Annotated in this window: 16 protein-coding genes; 4 read left to right on the top strand and 12 right to left on the bottom strand. The window is 73.3% G+C overall.

Translation table 11 applies throughout. The annotated features are described in order from the left end of the window. Positions 1 to 12 precede the first annotated feature (12 nt). The 3 genes from ACIPK3_RS32300 to fabD all read right to left on the bottom strand — a co-directional run bounded on the left by ACIPK3_RS32300 (position 13) and on the right by fabD (position 2,469). The gene (locus ACIPK3_RS32300; protein ID WP_402575484.1) at positions 13 to 780 is read right to left on the bottom strand and encodes an SDR family NAD(P)-dependent oxidoreductase; all 768 of its coding nucleotides are present in this window, start codon (positions 778 to 780) and stop codon (positions 13 to 15) included. Positions 781 to 947: 167 nt separating this feature from the next. After that, positions 948 to 1,370 carry an acyl carrier protein gene (locus ACIPK3_RS32295; protein ID WP_402575482.1) on the bottom strand — a complete coding sequence of 141 codons (423 nt, stop codon included), beginning with the start codon at positions 1,368 to 1,370 and terminating at the stop codon, positions 948 to 950. 124 nt (positions 1,371 to 1,494) lie between these two features. Continuing rightward, positions 1,495 to 2,469, bottom strand: a complete 975-nt coding sequence (fabD, locus tag ACIPK3_RS32290) for an ACP S-malonyltransferase (RefSeq protein ID WP_402575480.1) — start codon at positions 2,467 to 2,469, stop codon at positions 1,495 to 1,497. A gap of 189 nt (positions 2,470 to 2,658) precedes the next feature. Here fabD and ACIPK3_RS32285 point away from each other — a divergent pair, with 189 nt between their 5' ends. Further along, positions 2,659 to 3,234, top strand: coding sequence for a TetR/AcrR family transcriptional regulator (locus tag ACIPK3_RS32285; protein WP_402575540.1), 576 nt, complete (start codon positions 2,659 to 2,661; stop codon positions 3,232 to 3,234). 156 nt (positions 3,235 to 3,390) lie between these two features. On the opposite strand, the gene ACIPK3_RS32280 is transcribed toward ACIPK3_RS32285, so the two are convergent. Continuing rightward, positions 3,391 to 4,614, bottom strand: coding sequence for an FAD-dependent monooxygenase (locus tag ACIPK3_RS32280; protein WP_402575479.1), 1,224 nt, complete (start codon positions 4,612 to 4,614; stop codon positions 3,391 to 3,393). 165 nt (positions 4,615 to 4,779) lie between these two features. On the opposite strand from ACIPK3_RS32280, the gene ACIPK3_RS32275 reads away from it, so the two are divergent. The 3 genes from ACIPK3_RS32275 to ACIPK3_RS32265 all read left to right on the top strand — a co-directional run bounded on the left by ACIPK3_RS32275 (position 4,780) and on the right by ACIPK3_RS32265 (position 7,867). Further along, a complete protein-coding gene (locus ACIPK3_RS32275; RefSeq protein WP_402575478.1) occupies positions 4,780 to 5,253 on the top strand; it encodes a DUF1772 domain-containing protein in 474 nt (157 codons plus the stop codon). Between the two features lie 745 nt (positions 5,254 to 5,998). Then, positions 5,999 to 7,495, top strand: coding sequence for an IMP dehydrogenase (locus tag ACIPK3_RS32270; RefSeq protein WP_402575476.1), 1,497 nt, complete (start codon positions 5,999 to 6,001; stop codon positions 7,493 to 7,495). 225 nt (positions 7,496 to 7,720) lie between these two features. Next, positions 7,721 to 7,867: a hypothetical protein gene (locus ACIPK3_RS32265; protein WP_402575474.1), complete on the top strand. Its 147-nt coding sequence runs from the start codon at positions 7,721 to 7,723 to the stop codon at positions 7,865 to 7,867. A gap of 58 nt (positions 7,868 to 7,925) precedes the next feature. On the opposite strand, the gene ACIPK3_RS32260 is transcribed toward ACIPK3_RS32265, so the two are convergent. From ACIPK3_RS32260 to ACIPK3_RS32225, 8 genes are all read right to left on the bottom strand, one after another. Continuing rightward, positions 7,926 to 8,606, bottom strand: a complete 681-nt coding sequence (locus ACIPK3_RS32260) for a class I SAM-dependent methyltransferase (protein WP_402575473.1) — start codon at positions 8,604 to 8,606, stop codon at positions 7,926 to 7,928. 100 nt (positions 8,607 to 8,706) lie between these two features. After that, a complete protein-coding gene (locus tag ACIPK3_RS32255; RefSeq protein ID WP_402575471.1) occupies positions 8,707 to 10,347 on the bottom strand; it encodes a class I adenylate-forming enzyme family protein in 1,641 nt (546 codons plus the stop codon). 28 nt (positions 10,348 to 10,375) lie between these two features. Beyond that, positions 10,376 to 11,197, bottom strand: a complete 822-nt coding sequence (locus tag ACIPK3_RS32250) for a BTAD domain-containing putative transcriptional regulator (RefSeq protein WP_402575470.1) — start codon at positions 11,195 to 11,197, stop codon at positions 10,376 to 10,378. 393 nt (positions 11,198 to 11,590) lie between these two features. Then, positions 11,591 to 12,454, bottom strand: a complete 864-nt coding sequence (locus ACIPK3_RS32245; RefSeq protein ID WP_402575468.1) for a 4'-phosphopantetheinyl transferase family protein — start codon at positions 12,452 to 12,454, stop codon at positions 11,591 to 11,593. Continuing rightward, positions 12,451 to 14,178 carry a beta-ketoacyl synthase N-terminal-like domain-containing protein gene (locus ACIPK3_RS32240; protein WP_402575538.1) on the bottom strand — a complete coding sequence of 576 codons (1,728 nt, stop codon included), beginning with the start codon at positions 14,176 to 14,178 and terminating at the stop codon, positions 12,451 to 12,453. The genes ACIPK3_RS32245 and ACIPK3_RS32240 overlap by 4 nt, the downstream gene beginning before the upstream one ends. Before the next feature lie 21 nt (positions 14,179 to 14,199). Further along, positions 14,200 to 14,964 (bottom strand): phosphopantetheine-binding protein, encoded by a 765-nt coding sequence (locus ACIPK3_RS32235; RefSeq protein WP_402575466.1) that lies wholly within the window; start codon positions 14,962 to 14,964, stop codon positions 14,200 to 14,202. Between the two features lie 174 nt (positions 14,965 to 15,138). After that, positions 15,139 to 15,987, bottom strand: coding sequence for a BTAD domain-containing putative transcriptional regulator (locus tag ACIPK3_RS32230; protein ID WP_402575465.1), 849 nt, complete (start codon positions 15,985 to 15,987; stop codon positions 15,139 to 15,141). A gap of 236 nt (positions 15,988 to 16,223) precedes the next feature. After that, on the bottom strand, positions 16,224 to 17,158 hold a 935-nt coding region (locus tag ACIPK3_RS32225), incomplete at its 5' end, for an acyl-CoA carboxylase subunit beta (protein ID WP_402575464.1).

Below are 17,158 nucleotides of genomic sequence, written 5' to 3'. Positions count from 1 at the left end.
CCTCTCCGTCCGTTACGGGCGGCCGATGCCGAGCTGGGCGGTGAAGCCGCCGTCGACGGTGAGGAGTTCGCCGGTGGTGTAGCCGCTGTCGGGTCCGGCGAGGAACACGGCGGCGGCCGCGACCTCCTCGACGGTGGCGAAGCGGCGCAGCGGGATCTGCCGCTTGATGCTCTTGCCGCCGTCGCGCTGGAAGACCTCCTCGACGAGTTCGGTGGGGGTGAAGCCGGCCAGTACGGCGTTGACGCGGACGCCGAAGCGGGCGAGTTCGACGGCGGCGCAGCGGGTGAAGGAGTTCAGGGCGCCCTTGGAGGCCGCGTAGTTGGACTGGCCGATCCAGCCGCTGGTGCCCATGGCGGAGGAGATGTTGACGACGGAGGCTTCGCCCTGGGCCATGAACTGGTCCAGGACGGCGTGTGTGGTGTGGTAGGCGCCGCCGAAGTTGACCTTCATGACGTTCCACCAGGCGTCGGGCGCCGAGTCGTAGATCAGTCCGTCGTCGCTGATGCCCGCGTTGTTGATCAGCATGTTCAGCGGGCCCAGCAGACGGGTGGCCTCCTCGGCCAGGTGCCTGGCCTCGGCGGGGTCGGAGACGTCGGCCGCGATCGCGCAGGCCCGGCCGCCGGCGGCCTCGATCTCCTTGACCACCGCGAGCGCCTCCTGCCGGCGTGAGCGGTAGTTGACGGCGACGGCGGCCCCTTGTCCGGCCAGGGCCAGGGCGATGGCCCGGCCGATGCCGCGGGAGGCGCCGGTGACCAGGGCGGTACGGTCCTTCAGCTTCATCTCTCTCTTCCCGTTTCTGCTGCGAGGTGGGCCACCTGGCCGCCGCCGGGACGGGGCCGGGGCGGACGGGAGGGTGCCGGGGCCCCGCGGCCGGTGTCCGGGGCGCCATTGGCCCGGACACCGGCCGCGGAGGGCTCCCGCTCGGGCGGAGCCGAGCCGGGTACCGCTCAGGCGGCCGCGGTGGCCCTGGCCCGCTCGGTCAAAAGGTCGGTGAGGTTCTGGACGGTGAACAGGCCGAGCACGCCCTCGGCGGTCAGCGGTTCGGTGAGCTGGCTGCGGTCGAACTGGGGCAGGACGCTTTCCAGGTGGGTCAGTCCGCGGTCGTTGACGACCTCGTTCTCGTCGCCGAACTCCTCGTCCGGGATGCCGCCCTGGAGCAGGTCGGCGATGTCGGAGACGGTGATCTTCACCTTGGTGGCGCGTTCCAGGCGGAAGAGGATGTCGAGGAGGTCGATGGACTCGGCGCCGAGCTCGCCCAGCAGGGTCGCCTCGGCGACGGCCTCGGACTCGTCGATGCCGAGGGCGTCGGCGACGGCCGCCTGCACGGCGGACAGGTAGTCGGTCGTCGTGGGAATCAGGGTTTCGGACACCGTTGACTGCCTTTCAGATGGTCTTCCGGGTGGTGGAGACGTGTGCCGGGGGCCTGGCTGGCGCCCCCTTCTGTTGTTCCGGGCACACGGGTGGATCGAGGTCGCTGCGGTCGGCGGTCGGGGGTCAGGCGGCGTACGCGGAGGCGGCGCCTGTGTCCTGGCGCAGGTCGCGCAGCAGGGTGGTGATGCGGCGGGCGTCGTTGGTGCTGCGTACCTGGGCGTCGGGCACGGTCCGTTTGGCGAAGCCGCTCAGGACCCGGCCGGGGCCGACCTCCAGGTAGCCGCCCGCGCCGTAGGAGGCGGCGGCGTCCAGGACGTCCACCCAGCGCACGGGGCCGGCCAGCTGACGTCGCAGCAGGTCGCGGGCGTGTGCGCCGTCGCGTACCAGGGCGCCGGTCACCGAGCTGAACACCGGCAGGCGGGGCGGGGCGAAGTCGGCCCGCTCCAGTTCGGCGGCGAACTCGTCCTCGATGACCTTCATCAGGGAGCAGTGGAAGGGCGCGGACACCTTCAGTGCCACGGTGCGTTCGGCGCCGGCGGCCGTGGCGAGGCGTACGGCCTCGTCGACGGCGCCGCTCTGGCCGGAGATGACGGTCTGGCCGGCCTCGTTGTAGTTGGCGACCTCGACCACTGCGGATCCGGTGGTGGCCGCGCAGATCTCCTCGATCTTCGCGGGCGCGAGGCCGATGATCGCGGCCATCGCTCCGCTGACCCGGCGTGAGACGCCGGCCATCAGCTCGCCCCGGCGGCGCACCAGGCGCAGCGCGTCGTCGGCGTCGAGGACTCCGGCGACGACCAGGGCCGTGTACTCGCCGAGGCTGTGTCCGGCCACCGTGCCCGGGACGAAGCCCGCCTCCTGGTGCAGTACCTCGTACACGGCGAGGCTGGTGGCGACGATGGCGGGCTGGGCGATCTCGGTGGGTTCCAGCTCCGTGTCGGGCGCCGTGGTGCACAGTTCGGTCAGTGGCAGTCCGGTCGCCTCTTGGGCCCGCTCCAGCACGCGTCCCGCCGTTCGGGGATGTTCGCGCAGCAGGTGTGCGGCCATGCCCGCGCGCTGCGATCCCTGGCCGGGAAACATCGTGAATTGATTGTCGCTCATCCCCGTTCCTACCTCACTGAATTGTGGGGGCGTGGGTCATCGAGCCGTCGACGAGCGGTTCTCGACCCCGTGAATCTCGCATCCCGCTCTGGCGCATTCCTCGAATGTGTCTCGAAAACCGGGCGGCGCTGATGTGGAGGGAGGAGGGGTGTCTTGACGGGCGGGCCAGGGCGGCTGAGCGTGGTCGCCATGGCGAGGATGAGCGCGCAGGAGCGGCGGACGGCCGTGGTGGGGGCGGCGATGGTGGAGTTCGCCCGCAGGGGGTACGAGGGCACCTCTACGCAGGACATCGCGCGGCGGGCGGGGGTGTCGCAGCCGTATCTGTTCCGGCTGTTTCCCGGCAAGCGCGCGCTGTTCCTGGCCGCGGCGACGCGCTGTGTGGCGGAGACCGCGCGGCTGCTGGCCCGGGCGGCCGAGGGTCTGGCGGGGGATCAGGCGCGGCACGCGATGGCCCTCGCGTACACGAGGGTCATCGTGAAGGAGCCGGAGCGGCTGCTGATGCAGATGCAGGTGTACGCCGCGGTGGCGGCCGCGGAGTCGGTGGGCGACGGTGAGTTCGGGGCGGCCGTGCGGGCGGCGTGGGAGGAGCTGTGGCGGGAGGTGCACCTGGCGCTGGGGGCGGACGCGGAGGTGACGTCGTGGTTCTTGTCGCGGGGGATCCTGGTGAACGTGCTGGTGGCGCTGGGCTTTCCGGGCTCGCACCGGGTGTGGGCGGGTCTGGACCCGTCACTGGGCGCGGGGGCGGGCGCGGGTGACGGGGGGTGAGGGGCGCGGGTGACGGGGGCGGGGGGCGGGCGCAGGGGCAGGCACGGATGCGGGTGACGGGGCAGGCGCGGGTGCGGGCACAGGAGCAGGCGCGGGTGCGGGCACAGGAGCAGGCGCGGGTGCGGGTGACGGGGGCGCGCGGCGCCCCCGCCGGGGTCATTCCGCGGTGCTGGGGGCGGTGTTGCGCCGCGGGGCGGCGGGGCCCGGTTTCGCCCAGCGCAGGCCGTGGGCGACCTGCCCCTGCTCGGCGGCCCGGAAGGCCTTGGTGTTCCAGTTCTTGCGCATGAAGGATTCCCGGACCCTGATCAGCAGGGGGTTCTCGATGGCGCCCATCTTCCCGATCCGCCAGGCGATCTTCTGCAGGGGCGCGGTGCGCGCCATCCGCTCGCTCTCGTAGCGGCGCAGCGCGGTGACCGGGTCACCGCCCTGGTCGAGGTGCTCGGCGAGGACGAGGGCGTCCTCCAGCGCCTGGCAGGCGCCCTGGCCGATGTTGAAGGTGATGGGGTGAGCGGCGTCGCCGAGCAGGGTGACACGGCCGCGGCCCCACTCGCGTTCGGGCCTGCGGCCCTCGACGTCGCCGCGCAGGACCCATTCCTCGGGGGTGGCGCGCAGGATGTCGGCGACCGGTCCGGCCCAGCCCTCGTGCCGGCGCAGCAGCATGGCACGCGCGGTGCCGGGTTTGTCGCGGCCGCCGGGGGCGCCGTTGGCGACGCTCATCCAGTGCACGAGGCCGGGCGCGACGTCGTAGTAGGTGAAGCGGGTGCCCGGTCCGAAGACGGCGTTGAAGGTGCCCGGGGGGATGCCGGGGTGTTCCATGGGGGCCCGGCCGCGCCAGGCGATGTAGCCGCTGAAGCGGTTGCGGGCGGGCCCGGACAGGTGGTCGCGGACGGTGCCGTGGATGCCGTCGGCGCCGATCAGCAGGTCGCCGCGTTCGCTGCTGCCGTCGGCGAAGCGGACGGTGACGCCGTCGGCGTCCTGGTCGAAGGAGACGACCCGGGCGCCGGTGCGCAGGACCGGGCCCGTGAGGGCGTCGCGCAGCACGCCGTGCAGCACGGACCGTTCGACGGCGATGGTGGGGGCGCCGTAGCGCTCGATGAAGTCGCCGACGGGCCAGGCGCCGAGCACCTCGCCGCGCCAGGTGGTGAAGTGCGCGACGTGCTGGACGGGGGCGACCTTGAGGACCTCCTCGGCCACGCCCAGGTAGTCCAGCGCGAGGACGCCGTTGCTCCAGATGTGCAGGCCCGCGCCGCCGTCGCGCAGCGAGTCGGCACGCTCGAAGACGACGGTCTCGAAACCCCGGTGCTGCAGTGCGAGGGCCGCGGCGAGGCCGCCGATCCCTCCCCCGGCGATGAGTATGCGGCGGGCACGTCCTATGGCCATCTCTTGGTCTCCTCGTGGCTCTGTCCGGGCGCAGGTCCGGTGTGAAGTCCCCGACGGAACAATGTTGTTGTCAACGCTAGCATTCAGAGCGGTGACCGATATAGTGTCGAAAGAGTATCCGGCAACGGCATATCGGCAACCGGTGGACGCACGAAGGTGGTTGTGATGGAAGCGCTCCTGCAAACGCTGGCCGTGGTGGCCACCATGGCCAATGCGGTGGTCTACGGGACCGACGTCTTCTCGGCCCTGGTGCAGCGGCCGGCCATGGCCCACGTCGACGACGTGGTGCTGACCAGCGCGATGGGCCAGACCCACCGCTTCGGTGACCGGCGGATGCCGGTGCCGGGCGTGTTCGGGCTGGTGGCCACGGTGGCCACGGTCGCCGTCGCCGCATTGGACGGCAGGACGACGGCGGCCGTGGCCGCCGCGGTCGCGGCAGTGTCCCTGGTGCTGTGGCTGGCGGTCTACAACAAGGTCAGCGCCCCGGTGAACAAGGTCCTCACGGGCGCGGCGCTTCAGTGCCGCACCGCTCCCGACGCCCGCGGTCTGCAACGGACCTGGGACAGCGTCATCAACGCCCGGGTGGCGCTCCAGGCGCTGGCGCTGGGCGGGATGTGCGTGGCCCTGGTGGCCATCTGAGCGGGCCGGAGGCGAGAAGGGAGGGGGCCGCCCGGCCGGGCGGCCCCCTCCCTTGTGCCGTGCCGCCCGCCTACTGCAGGGCGATGCTGCCGAGGACCGTCTCCGGGTCCGGCTCCATCAGCTTCCTGATCATGCCCTCCACCTCACTCTCCTTCTCGGGCACCCGGAAACGAGGTTCACGGGCGGCTCCCGGGGAATCAAGGCAACTCCCCCGCATTCCACGGGCATTCGAGGCGCACCCGAGAAAAGGGAGCCGAATCCGGTGCCGCTCCGCGTGAATTCGAGCAAGCCTGAACAGGCTGTGTGGCAAACAATTGCCACGCGCAGCCGTACCGGCCGCGGTGAAGGAGCAGAACCATGCCGTCGCCCACGTCGCTCTCCTCGCCCTCCCTTCCCTCTCCCCCGCTTTCTCCCCCGCTTTCCCGCTCTGTCTTTTCCTCTCCGGTGAGCCGTGCCCTGCGCCGTGCCCTGCGTCGTGCGCGGCTGCGTGCGGCCGGTGCGGTCGCGGCCAGGGTCATGCGGGACCCCCAGCGGCAGGAGGTGCGATTCGTGCTGCGGCCGGCCAGTCGATAAGGTGCCAGGTCACGACCGCACCCGTTCGATCCACGGGCCGGTCAGGGCTCTGCCGCAGTGGGTGGCACCTCCACAACTGCCGTGCCGGCCCTGCCTGCCCGGGCCCTGGGACACGGGGGCGATCCTCACGGCGGGGGCAGTCGGGCCCCGGCCGACGGGTCAGGAGGAACGAGTGGCACAGATCATCGCCGAGGTCTCACGGACGTTCAACGAGTTTCTGCTCCTGCCCAACCGGACCCGGACCGACTGCTCGCCCTCGACGGTCGAGCTGCGGACGTCCCTGGTGCGGCACATGGCGGGCGAGCCGTCGGCGATCGAACTGCACTCCCCCTTCACGTCCGCGATCATGCAGGCCGTCAGCACACCGGAACTCGCGATCGCGCTCGCCCGCAACGGGGGGCTGAGTTTCCTGCACCACAACCAGTCGGTCCAGGACCAGGTCGCGGCCGTCCGCCAGGTGAAGAACTTCAAGGCCGGATTCGTCACCAGCGACACCAACGTCCGGCCCGACGACACCCTGGGGCTGCTGGGCGACGTCATGCGCCGCACGGGTCACAGCACCGCCGCGGTCACCCACGACGGCACCGCCACCGGGCGCCTGCTCGGCCTGGTGACCTCCCGCGACTTCCACCCGCAACGCCATGACCTGGCCGCACCGGTCGGTGAGCGGATGACCGCCATCGCCGACCTGCCCCACGCCGGGCCCGACGCCACGCTTTCCGAGGCCAACGCCCGGCTGTGGGACGAACGGCTGGACTGCCTGCCCGTGCTGGACGGCGCGGGCCACCTGCAGTATCTGGTGTTCCGGTCCGACTACACGGACAACAAGCGGTTCCCGGACCAGGTCGTGGACACCGCCAAGCGCCTGCGCGTGGGTGCGGGCGTCAACACCCATGACTACCAAGAACGCATCCCGGCGCTGGTGGAGGCGGGCGCGGACGCGTTGTGCTTCGACTCCTCCGACGGCTACAGCGACTGGCAGGCACAGGCGCTGACCTGGGTGAAGAAGCACTATCCGGAGATCCCGGTCGGCGGCGGCAACGTGGTCGACGGCGAGGCGTTCACCTTCCTCGCCGAGGCGGGCGCGGACTTCGTCAAGGTCGGTGTGGGCGGTGGCTCCATCTGCATCACGCGCGACCAGAAGGGCATCGGCCGCGGCCAGGCCAGTGCGGTGCTGGACGTCGCGAGGGCCCGCGACGCCTTCCGTGAGCGCACCGGCGAGTACGTGCCGATCTGCTCCGACGGCGGCCTGGTCCACGACTACCACGTGGCCCTGGCACTGGCGATGGGGGCCGACTTCGTCATGATGGGGCGGTACTTCGCGCGCTTCGACCAGGCGGCCGGCGCGAAACTGCCCACCCGCGACGGCTTCGTGAAGGAGTACTGGGGTGAGGGCTCGAACCGTGCCCGCAACTGGCAGCGCTACGGCCAGGGCGGTCAGGGGCTGCTCTTCGAGGAGGGCGTGGACGGCTACGTCCCCTACGCGGGCGACCTCAACGAAGGGCTCGCCCTGACCGTCGCCAAGCTCAGGACCACGATGGTCTCCTGCGGTTCCGCCACCCTGGAGGAGTTCCGGTCCACGGCCCGGCTGACGCTCGTCTCGGACCAGAGCTTCCAGGAGAGCCACGCCAACGTCACCCTGCGGGACACCCCGACGGCGATGTCCTGACAGGCCGATCGAAGGGCGGCAGGGGTGCTGCGGCTCCGGGCGGGACGTCGCATCCGTACCGGGAACGAGTTGCCGTTGCCCGGCCGTTGGGCAGGCTCCGGCTCCTCGTGCGGGTCTCGTAGGTTCTTCGAGCGTTTCTCCAGCGGATTGCGGCAGGATCTCAAACTGCCCGACTCCTGCGCCCGGGGGCCGGTTGCCGTCCTTTCCCGCTTCCAGGGGGTCGAGATGAGGCCGTGGGTCAGCGCGACCTGCCCTGCCGGTACGCCGACGGTGTCCCCCCGTGACGAGGAGACCCGGCAGCTCACCGCCTCCCGGCCCCGCGAGCCGGCGCGCAGGGAGCCGTCCGACGACGACATCGGCTGGCCGAAGTGACACGGCCGGTGACGCCCCGGGCGGCCGCCGGTACGGGGAGCGGCAGCCCCGGGGAGGGTCAGGGCGTCACGACCGCGCGCACCCAGGTCCGGTCCTCGGTCAGGTAACGGTCCACCGCCAGGTCCGCCTCCGCCAGCGCCTGCTCGAACTGCTGCCTGGTCAGCGGCCGGGACAGGAACGTCTGTGTCCATGTGGCGTCCGGGAACTCGTACTGCGTGTGCACCGAGCGCACGCCCTCGCCGGCCGGTTGCGACGACACGGTCCGCAGGGTGAAGCCGCCGGGGCCGGTGCGCTCGCGCGGCAGGCTGGTGTGCCAGTCCTCGCCCTCCCGCTGGATCAGCACCCAGCCTCCCGGAGCGGCATGCCGCACGCAGGTGCGCAGCAGTGCGCGGCGCACCGCGGTGTCCGCCGCGTGGACGAGGAACGACGCCAGCAGCACCGCGTCGAATGTCTCGCCCAGGTCGAGGTTCTCGATCGCACTGCACACCGTGCGTGTGCCGCGGACGTGCTCCAGCATCTGGGGGGACTCGTCCACCGCGGTCACCGCGAAGCCCCGTTGCAGGAGCGGGCGGGTCACCCGCCCCGCGCCGCAGCCCAGTTCGAGCAGGCGCGCCCCGGCCGGGAGCGCGGCGGCGACGATGTCGGGTTCCGTCCCGGCCGGCAGCCGCGCGTACAGCTCGACCGCGCAGCCGTCGGGTGTGATCGCGCCGGGGCCCGTCCCGCGGTGTCCTGTGCGCATGTTCGGTCCCATGCCTGTCCAACGGGCCGTGGCCCCGCGGCCGTTCCCGCACCGCGCTCCGCCGCCCTGCCGGAAGGGGCGGGAGGGGTGGCGCCGGGGTCTAGGCCGCCGCCAGGTACTGCCGTACCAGGCCCGGTGGCGGTCCCGTGCCGGCGGCGGTTGGGGCGGGTGTGCCGAGTGCTTCGAGCCGTGCGATCTGCTCCCCCGGGCCGAGTTGGGCGTTGGCGCGTGCGGTGATGTCCTGGAGGATGCCGGGCAGGTCCTTGTCCGGCTGTGCCGCCTCCCGCAGCACCACCCCGGCCCACACTGCCGGGCCGTGGGGCGCGTCGGGTGCCTGGCGCACGGTGCAGTCGGCGACCCGGGGGTCCTGGCGCAGTGCCCGTTCCACCACGCCGGGGGCGACGACGGCGTCACCGCAGGCGAAGGGGGTGCCCGGGCGGCGGACCAGGTGCAGCTGGTTGTCCAGGTCGAGGTAGCCCACGTCACCGGTGGCCAGCCAGCCGCCGGCCGGGCCGGGCGGGACCTGCGGGCCGCGGAGTTCGACCTCGCCGCCGGACCACACCGGCAGCGGTGCCCGGGTGCCGGGGTCGACGACCCGGCACTCGGTGCCCGGCAACGGTGCGCCCACCGCGCCCCGTTCGGGCCGGGCCCCGGGTGTCTGGACGTGGGAGAGCGCGCCCAGTGAGCCGGGGCCGCCGACGCCGTAGCCCTGGAGCACGGGCACCCGCAGGGTGTCGCCCAGACGGCGGGCGGCGGACGGTTCCAGGGCGGCGCCGCCGCAGAGCACGGCCCGCAGGTGCCGGTCGGGGCGCAGCGCGCCGTGGTTGGTGTACCGCTCGTCCTCGGCGAGGCGGGCCAGGCGGGTGGACAGGCCGTAGAAGTGGGTGGCGCCCCTGCTGCGGCTCACGGTCATCCCGGCGCACGGGTCCGTGTCGTTGACCAGCACCTGTTCGGCGCCCGCGTGGACGGCGGCCGCCAGCAGTGCCGGGTGGTAGGCGGGCATCTGGTGGACCACGGTGCTCGCCGCGTCCAGCTGGTGGGCCACGGCGATCTGCGCGGCGTTGGCGAGCAGGTTGCGGTGGGTCAGGCGCAGTTGCCTCAGTCCGGTGGCGGGATGCGGCACGAGCTGCACGCACGCCACCGCGTCGATGTCGCCGACGGGCCCAGTACCGGTGCCGGGGTGGTCGGGGGTGGTGCCGCTCAGGAAGGCGGCCAGGGAGATGACCTCCACGGCTCCGGAGCCGGGGCCGGGGCCGGGGCCGGGGCCGGTGGCCGGGGCGGTGGCGGTCCGCGGTGCGGGCCCGGCATCGTTGTCGGTGACGACCACGGTGTGCGGCCCCGGCGGCTGTCCGTGCGGGCCGTGTTCTTGCGCGAGGAGCCGCCGGGCGAGCGCGCCGGGTACGAAGGCGATCTGCACGCCGGTCGCCGCGCACAGTTCGCGGGCGGCCGCGGAGCCCGCCGCGGGGTCGAGCAGGGCCAGGGGGCGTCCGCTGCGCAGCACGCCGAAGTACAGCGCACAGAAGGCGGAATCCAGGGTGCAGGCCAGGGCGACGGCGGTGGCGGTGTCCGTGCGCGCGAGGGCGTGGTGCACGCGGTGGGCCACGGTGTCGGCCCGCTCGTCGAGCGCGCCGAAGGTGACGGTGTCCGGTCCGGTGGTGACGGCCGGCCGGTCGCCGAAGCGGGTGGCGGCCCGGCGCAGCAGTCCGTCCAGGGGGATGTCCAGGTGTCTCAGGATGCGCACGTGAACTCCTGTGCTGCGGCGCCGGGGCTCACGCCGCGAACAGGTCGTAGGTGGAGGTGTGCCGGGGACCCGCGAGGACGTCGAGCTGCGGGTCGACGGCGAGCATGGCCTGGTGCAGCCGCTGGAGCTGGGGCGAGGGTTCGACCCCGAGCTCGTCGATGAGCCGCATCCGCAGTCTGCGGTAGACCTCCAGGGCGGAGGCCTGTCTGCCCGACCGGTACAGCGCCACCATCACCTGGGAGTGCAGGCCCTCGTGCTGGGGGTGGCGGGCGGTCAGCTCGGTCAGTTCGGCGATCAGTTCGGCGTGCCGCCCCAGGCGCAGTTCGGCGTCGATGCGCCGTTCCACGGTCACCAGCCGGCTCTCCTGGAGCCGCCGTACCTCGATGTCGAGGATCGGGCCGACCCGTACGTCCACCAGGGCCGGGCCCCGCCACAGGTTGAGCGCGGTCCTGAAGCGGGCGGCGGAGACCTCGCTGTCGCCCACGTCGAAGGCTGCCTGCCCTTCACGGATCAGGCGTTCGTAGTCGTGCACGTCCACCGAGTCCTCGGGGATCTGCAGCAGGTAGCCGCCGTGCCGGGTGGCGAGCACCTCTTTGGCGCGGCCGGGTGCGCCGGGGCCCATCGCGGTGCCCAGCCGCCTGCGCAGCTGGAGGATGTAGGTCTGCAGGGTGGTCAGGGCGCTCTGCGGCGGCCTGGTCGACCAGATCTCCTCCATGAGGGTGGGCACGGGCATCACCCGGCCCGGGTAGAGGGCGAGCAGTGCCAGGATCTGCCGTGGCTTGCTCGCGGACGGAACGATGGACCCCCCGTCGACCTCGGCACTCAACGGACCCAGAACCTGAATCCTCACGGTCTCCTCCGTACTCGTCGAGTTCCTCGCGTCTTTCCTTCCAGTGGCCAGAATTGTGCCTCCACCTCAAGGAAAGCTAGCGGCGTTGCCCTTCTTCCGGCCAATTCCTCTAGCGGTTCTCAAGCAAAATCCCATGGGTGGCATTGCGCTTTCGCTCGGGCCATTTCAAGAGCATCTGTGCGAGAGTCATATATGTGCTCGTCAGACCGCCCGAGGCAGGCGGAATCCAGCATTCCGTGCCGTGCTCGCCGGGTTCTTCCGGATCTTTGTCCGCGGTTTTCCGATCAACACGCCGAGTGAATGGCTTGAGAAATTTCGCACAAGCTTGCGCGGTGATCTCCGGAAAGCCGGTACGGGGTGCGTGCGGCAGAATTCGGGCTGCATTCGGGCCGGTTACGCGGCAGCGGCGTACGTGTCTCCTCCCACGGGCTCGGGCAGCAGCAGCCGGTGCGGCGCCGAACGGCTCCACGGGAAACCGTGGTTGAGGTGGACGACCGTCTCCCCGGCCCCGGCCCCGGTCCCGGTCTCGTCGTCGTGGTCCCCGCCGTCGGGCACGGCCACGGCGACCAGCACGCCGGGCACCGGCTCCAGTTCCAGGAAGCGCCAGGCGCGGCCGGTGTCGTCGGCGGGCGGGGTGAAGGCCCGTACGCCGCCCTCGTCGTCCAGGGTGAAGACGAAACTGTCGAACGGGATGCCCAGTCCCAGCCCGCGGGCCTTGGAGTAGGCCTCCTTCAGCACCCACACCCGCAGCGCGCGTCGGTCCCGTTCGGGTCCGGGGGCGGCTCGGGTCACCCAGGCGCGTTCCGGTGGGGAGATGGCGTTCACGATGGTCGCCACGGCGTGTTCGTCGCGCTCCGCGATGCGTTCGACGTCCACGCCGATGCGCCGGTGGCGCACGATGCCGAGGAAGTTGTAGCCGCCGGCGTGGGAGAGGTTGAAGTCCAGGGGGCGGCCGCCACGGGCGGCGAGGTCGGTGGTGGGCCGCAGGAAGGGCCGCCCCCGCACCGAACGCCAGATGACCAGTTCCGCCTCGGCCAGGCCCGCCTCCAGTGCCAGGGCGCGCCGTACCAGGGTGTGCGCGATGAGGTACTGGAGCCGGTCGCGTTCGAAGAGGAACTTCCCCGCGGTGCGCCGCTCCTGGGCGTCCAGCCAGTGCTCGGCCAGCAGCGCGGCGGTCTCGGGGCTGAGGCCGTCGTTGGGGCACAGCCACAGGGTGATGTGGGCGCGGTCCGTCTCCCGCTCGGTGCTGCTGCTCATGTCCGCACCCCCCTTACTCCCGGCGGCAGTTCGGTCACCGGGCCCGTCGGGCGGCCGCGTGCCGCGCCGAGCACGTCGACTCCCGCCAGCCACAGACGGGTCAGCTGTTCGTGGCGGCGGCCCTCCCACAGAGCGTCGAGATAGTCACGGGTCTCGGCGAGGTCGCCGAGCAGCAGCGGCTCGGCGGGCGCATCGCGCAGATCCGCGCGGCGGGTCCGCGGGAGCCCGGGTACGGAGGGCTCCCCGGCTGCGGAGGGCTCTGCGGGTGCGGGGGGCTCCCCGAGTGCGGGAGGCTCTGCGGGCGCGGGGACCTCGGCGGGTGCGGGGGGCTTCCCGGCCGTGGGGGGCTGTGCGGGCGCGGGGGGCTGTGCGGGCGCGGGGGGCTGTGCGGGTGCGGCGAACGCGGTCAGTGCGGCGGCCAGTTGGGCGGTGTCGCGGGCCACCAGGGCGAGCCGGCAGGGGGCCGCGGCCCGGCCCAGGCGCAGCTCACGGGCGACGGCTGCCAGGCCGGGGCGGCCGGGGCCGTCGAGCCAGCGGGCGAAGCGTGCGGCGGTGGCGGCCAGGTCCGCGGGGGTGGCCGCCGACAGCAGCACCAGCTGCTCCTGCCCGTCGTCCGCCGGTGCCCGCCGGCCGGGCGGCCGGGGCGCGGGGTCCGGTTCCCGCAGCACCACCACCGCCTGCTGGGCGTCCGGTTCGCAGACCCCGACCACGGCCGCACGCGCCCGTGTGCCGCCCCCGGGGCCGCGGGCGGCGGCCCAGGCGGCGGGCCCGGGCCGGTCCGCCGTGGGCAGCAGGGTGGCGTGGCGCAGCTGCAGGACGGCGCGGGTCAGCGCGACGGCCTGTGCCTGGTGCACCCCGGCGGCCGGGCCGGCGTACCCGTACTCCTCCAGCTGTGCGGCCGGGATCCGGGCCGCGTGCAGGGCCCGGCTGCGCAGCCGGCCGCGCAGCGCCCGGTGCGCGCCGCGCCCGGGGTGCCCCACGGCGCTGGCCGCCGCGACGGCGTGTACGACGTCACCGGCGGCACGCGCGGCGTCCAGCGGTCTGAGCAGCACGGCGGTCATCCAGCCGCCGCCGCTGCGGGAGCCGGGCTCGCCGGCCACGACGAGGGCCGCCGCGCACTCCCCCGCGCGCAGCGCGCCAAGTGCCAGGTGCAGTGCGGTCAGCAGCGAGGAGGGTCCGGGGCCGGTGTCCTGGCTGGGGCCGCGCAGATCGAGGAGGTACGACAGCCGGGCGGCACCGGCGGCCGTGAAGACGGCCACGCTGCGTTCCTCGCCGTCGGGGCCGGTCAGCGCGTCGAGCCGGGCACCGGCGTAACCGGCGCTCTCCAGCACCTGCCGGGCTCCGGCCAGCAGCAGTTCCCCGGGGTCGGGGCATCCGGCCGCACCGGGCCCGCCCGGGTCCGCCGGCCCGGCAGCTTCGCCCGGGTCCGTACCGGGGCCGGCTCCGCGCAGTGCGGCCGCCCAGAAGGCGTCCGGGTCGGCGGCCCCGGGCCAGGCGCCCTGCAGGCCGACGACGGCGCACCGGCCGGCGGGCGGCTCCGGCTCGGGCGGCCGTACGCCCCGCGCGGCCGCCGGCGAAGGCAGTACGGGCGCGGGCGCGGCAGGCGCGGTGTCCGGCACGGCGGGCACGGCGGGCGCGGCGGGGGTGCCGGACAGGAGTGCCACGGCGTGGTGCCGGTCCAGGGTGCCGTCCTTGAACCGGGTGAGTATCTCGCGGTTGTCCATGGGCACGGAGCGCTCCGTGTCTCAGGCCGGCCGGTCGGCGAGCAGGGCGGCGGCCTCGTCGACGGTGAGCAGGTCGTCGCGGACGGCGTCCAGCAGCGCCTCCAGATCGACCTCCGCACCACCGGGCGCACCACCGGGCGCACCGCCGGGCCCGCCACCGGGCTGACCGGGTTCGCCGGCGGGCGCGGCTGCCGTGTCCGCCGGGGCGGGTGGGGTGCCGCCGTCCGCGCGGCGGGCGATGTATGCCGCGACGGCGGCCAGGTCGCCGTGGTCGTAGAGCATCGCGGTGGGCTCGTTCAGCTGCCAGATCCGGTTGACGCCCTCGACGAACTGTGCGGAGAGGATGGAGTCCAGTCCCAGCAGGGCGAAGGGGACGTCCGCCTCGATGTCGCCGGGCGCGCAGCCCAGGAGCTGGGCGAGCAGTGCGCGCAGCCGTCCGAGGACGCCGGCGCCGCCGGCCGGGGCGGCCGGGGTGTCCGGGGTGTCCGGAGCGGCTGGGGTGGCGGGGGGTTCGGCGGCCAGCCGGGCGGCCAGGGCTCTGGGGGTCGGGTACTGGTGCAGGGCGCCGGCCGGCAGGCAGGTGCCGTAGCGGGTGTTGAGCTCGCCGATGAACCCGACGCTCAGCAGGGAGTCGAGTCCCAGCGCGGCGAAGCTCTCGCCGGGGTCGACGGTGTGGGGCTCGGCGGCCACGAAGCGGGCCAGCAGCGCGGTGAGTTCGGCCAGCACGTCGGCGTCCGGCGCCGGCGGCGCGGGACGGTGCCCCGGCGGGGGCGCGGCAGCGGTCATGGGGGCGTCTCCAAGGTCGGTTCCCGGGTGGCCGTCTGCGCATTGTGCAAGTGGCCCGACCGCGACCGCATCGCCGTCCGGGGTGACCCGCGGGGCGCCGGCTCGCTCCTGCGAGGGAGGCGAGGACTGCCGGGGCGCCGGGGGCTGCCGGGGGCTGCCGGGGCTGCCGGGGGGTCAGCCGGTGCCGGCCGCCAGCAGTGCCTCGTCGGACGTCTCGGCCGCCGAGGCCTGCACGGAGTGCAGCAGCCGCTGCAGCCGGGGGGAGGGCTCCAGCCCCAGTTCCCTGACGAGGGTGGTGCGCAGCTGCCGGTAGACGTGCAGGGCCTCGCTGCGCCGCCCGGAGCGGGCGAGGGCCGTCATGAACTGTGCGTGCAGGTTCTCGTGGGTGCGGTAACGGCTGGTCAGGACGGTGAGTTCGGCGAGCAGTTCGCGGTGGCGGCCGAGGTGCAGGTCGGCTTCGATGCGCTGGTCGAGCGCGCACAGCCGGCTCTCCTCCAGCCGTTTGGCCTCGCGTGCCAGCAGTGTGCCCCGCTGGACGTCGGCGAAGGCGGGGCCGTTCCACAGCCGCAGTGCTTCGGTGAGCCGGGCGGAGGCGTCGGCGTAGGAGGCGGCGTCCATGGCCCGGTAGCCCTCGCCCGCGAGCCGCTCGAACGTGCGGACGTCGCTGCTGCCGGCGCCGGCGGCCAGCAGGTAGGCGCCGGGCAGGGTGACCAGTACGTCCTTGGCGCCGCGCGGTGCATCGTCCGGTGTGCCGTTCCCGCCCGGGGCCGGGGCCGGGACGGCCCTGGGGGCGAGCGCCCGTGCGATGTGGTCGCGCAGGTGGAGCACGTAGGTCTGCAGGGTGGTGCGGGCGCTGCGGGGCGGCCGCCCCTCCCACAGTTCCTCGACCAGGTCCGTGACGGGCACGGCGCGGTCGGCGTTGAGCGCCAGCAGGGCCAGCATCTGACGCTGTTTCGGCGCGGTGGGAGCGATGGGCACTCCACCCTCCCGCACCGCCAGGGCGCCCAGTACGTCGATGTCCAACGCCGTCTCCCTACGACAAGACCTGCGACAAGAACACTTCCAGAACAGCACAAGCAGTCGGTCAATAGCATACCGGCCGTGCGGCTTTATGCCAGCGTGGATCCGTGAAACCGCACCACAGCGCCCTCCCGAAGCCCCGAACGGGGCCCAACTCTCCCACTTCCGGGGGCAAAAAGGTACCGCCCGGTCCCTTTTTGGGCGGAGCCGGGCGGTGCGGTGGCGTGTGCGGGAGGGCTTTACTGCGGGGGGTTGCCGTGCTTGCGGGAGGGCAGGTCGGCGTGCTTGGAGTGCAGCATCGCCAGGGTCCTGATCAGGACCTGCCGGGTCTCGGCGGGGTCGATGACGTCGTCGAGGAGGCCGCGTTCGGCGGCGTAGTACGGGTGCATCAGCTCGGCCTTGTACTCGCCGACCATCTGACGCCGCATCGCCTCGGGGTCCTGGGCCGCGGCGATCTGGCGGCGGAAGATGACGTTGGCCGCGCCTTCCGCGCCCATCACGGCGATCTCGTTGGTGGGCCAGGCGTAGGTGACGTCCGCGCCGATCGCCTGCGAGTCCATGACGATGTAGGCGCCGCCGTAGGCCTTGCGCAGGATGAGCGAGATGCGCGGCACGGTCGCGTTGCAGTAGGCGTAGAGCAGTTTCGCGCCGCGCCGGATGATGCCGTCGTGCTCCTGGCCGACGCCGGGCAGGAAGCCGGGCACGTCCACCAGGGTGGTGATCGGGATGTTGAAGGCGTCGCACATCGTGACGAACCTGGCGGCCTTCTCCGAGGACTCGATGTCCAGGACACCGGCCAGCGACTGCGGCTGGTTGGCGACGATGCCGACGACCTGGCCGTCGAGCCGGGCCAGCGCGCAGATGACGTTGCGGGCCCAGCGCTCGTGGACCTCCAGGTACTCGCCGTCGTCGACGATCTCCTCGATGACCTTGGTCATGTCGTAGGGCCGGTTCCCGTCGACCGGGACGAGGTCGAGCAGGGCCTCGCAGCGCCGGTCGGCGGGGTCGGCGGTCGCGGCGTGCGGCGGGTTCTCGCGGTTGTTCTGCGGCAGCAGCGACAGCAGGTACCGCACCTCGTGGATGCAGGTCTCCTCGTCGTCGTAGGCGAAGTGGCACACCCCGGAGGTCTCGGCGTGCACGTCGGCGCCGCCGAGGCCGTTCTGGGTGATCTCCT

Source organism: Streptomyces sp. NPDC086787 (genome assembly GCF_044745865.1).
GTDB lineage: Bacteria > Actinomycetota > Actinomycetes > Streptomycetales > Streptomycetaceae > Streptomyces.
This window is presented reverse-complemented; position numbering and strand designations above follow the sequence as displayed.

What these genes read in the sequence shown, in the direction of transcription:
- ACIPK3_RS32300 (WP_402575484.1), bottom strand. Translation starts at nt 780, where the DNA reads ATGAAGCTGAAGGACCGTACCGCCCTGGTCACCGGCGCCTCCCGCGGC.
- fabD (WP_402575480.1), bottom strand. Translation starts at nt 2,469, where the DNA reads ATGAGCGACAATCAATTCACGATGTTTCCCGGCCAGGGATCGCAGCGC.
- ACIPK3_RS32285 (WP_402575540.1), top strand. Translation starts at nt 2,659, where the DNA reads ATGGCGAGGATGAGCGCGCAGGAGCGGCGGACGGCCGTGGTGGGGGCG.
- ACIPK3_RS32280 (WP_402575479.1), bottom strand. Translation starts at nt 4,614, where the DNA reads ATGGCCATAGGACGTGCCCGCCGCATACTCATCGCCGGGGGAGGGATC.
- ACIPK3_RS32275 (WP_402575478.1), top strand. Translation starts at nt 4,780, where the DNA reads ATGGAAGCGCTCCTGCAAACGCTGGCCGTGGTGGCCACCATGGCCAAT.
- ACIPK3_RS32265 (WP_402575474.1), top strand. Translation starts at nt 7,721, where the DNA reads ATGAGGCCGTGGGTCAGCGCGACCTGCCCTGCCGGTACGCCGACGGTG.
- ACIPK3_RS32260 (WP_402575473.1), bottom strand. Translation starts at nt 8,606, where the DNA reads ATGCGCACAGGACACCGCGGGACGGGCCCCGGCGCGATCACACCCGAC.
- ACIPK3_RS32245 (WP_402575468.1), bottom strand. Translation starts at nt 12,454, where the DNA reads ATGAGCAGCAGCACCGAGCGGGAGACGGACCGCGCCCACATCACCCTG.
- ACIPK3_RS32240 (WP_402575538.1), bottom strand. Translation starts at nt 14,178, where the DNA reads ATGGACAACCGCGAGATACTCACCCGGTTCAAGGACGGCACCCTGGAC.
- ACIPK3_RS32235 (WP_402575466.1), bottom strand. Translation starts at nt 14,964, where the DNA reads ATGACCGCTGCCGCGCCCCCGCCGGGGCACCGTCCCGCGCCGCCGGCG.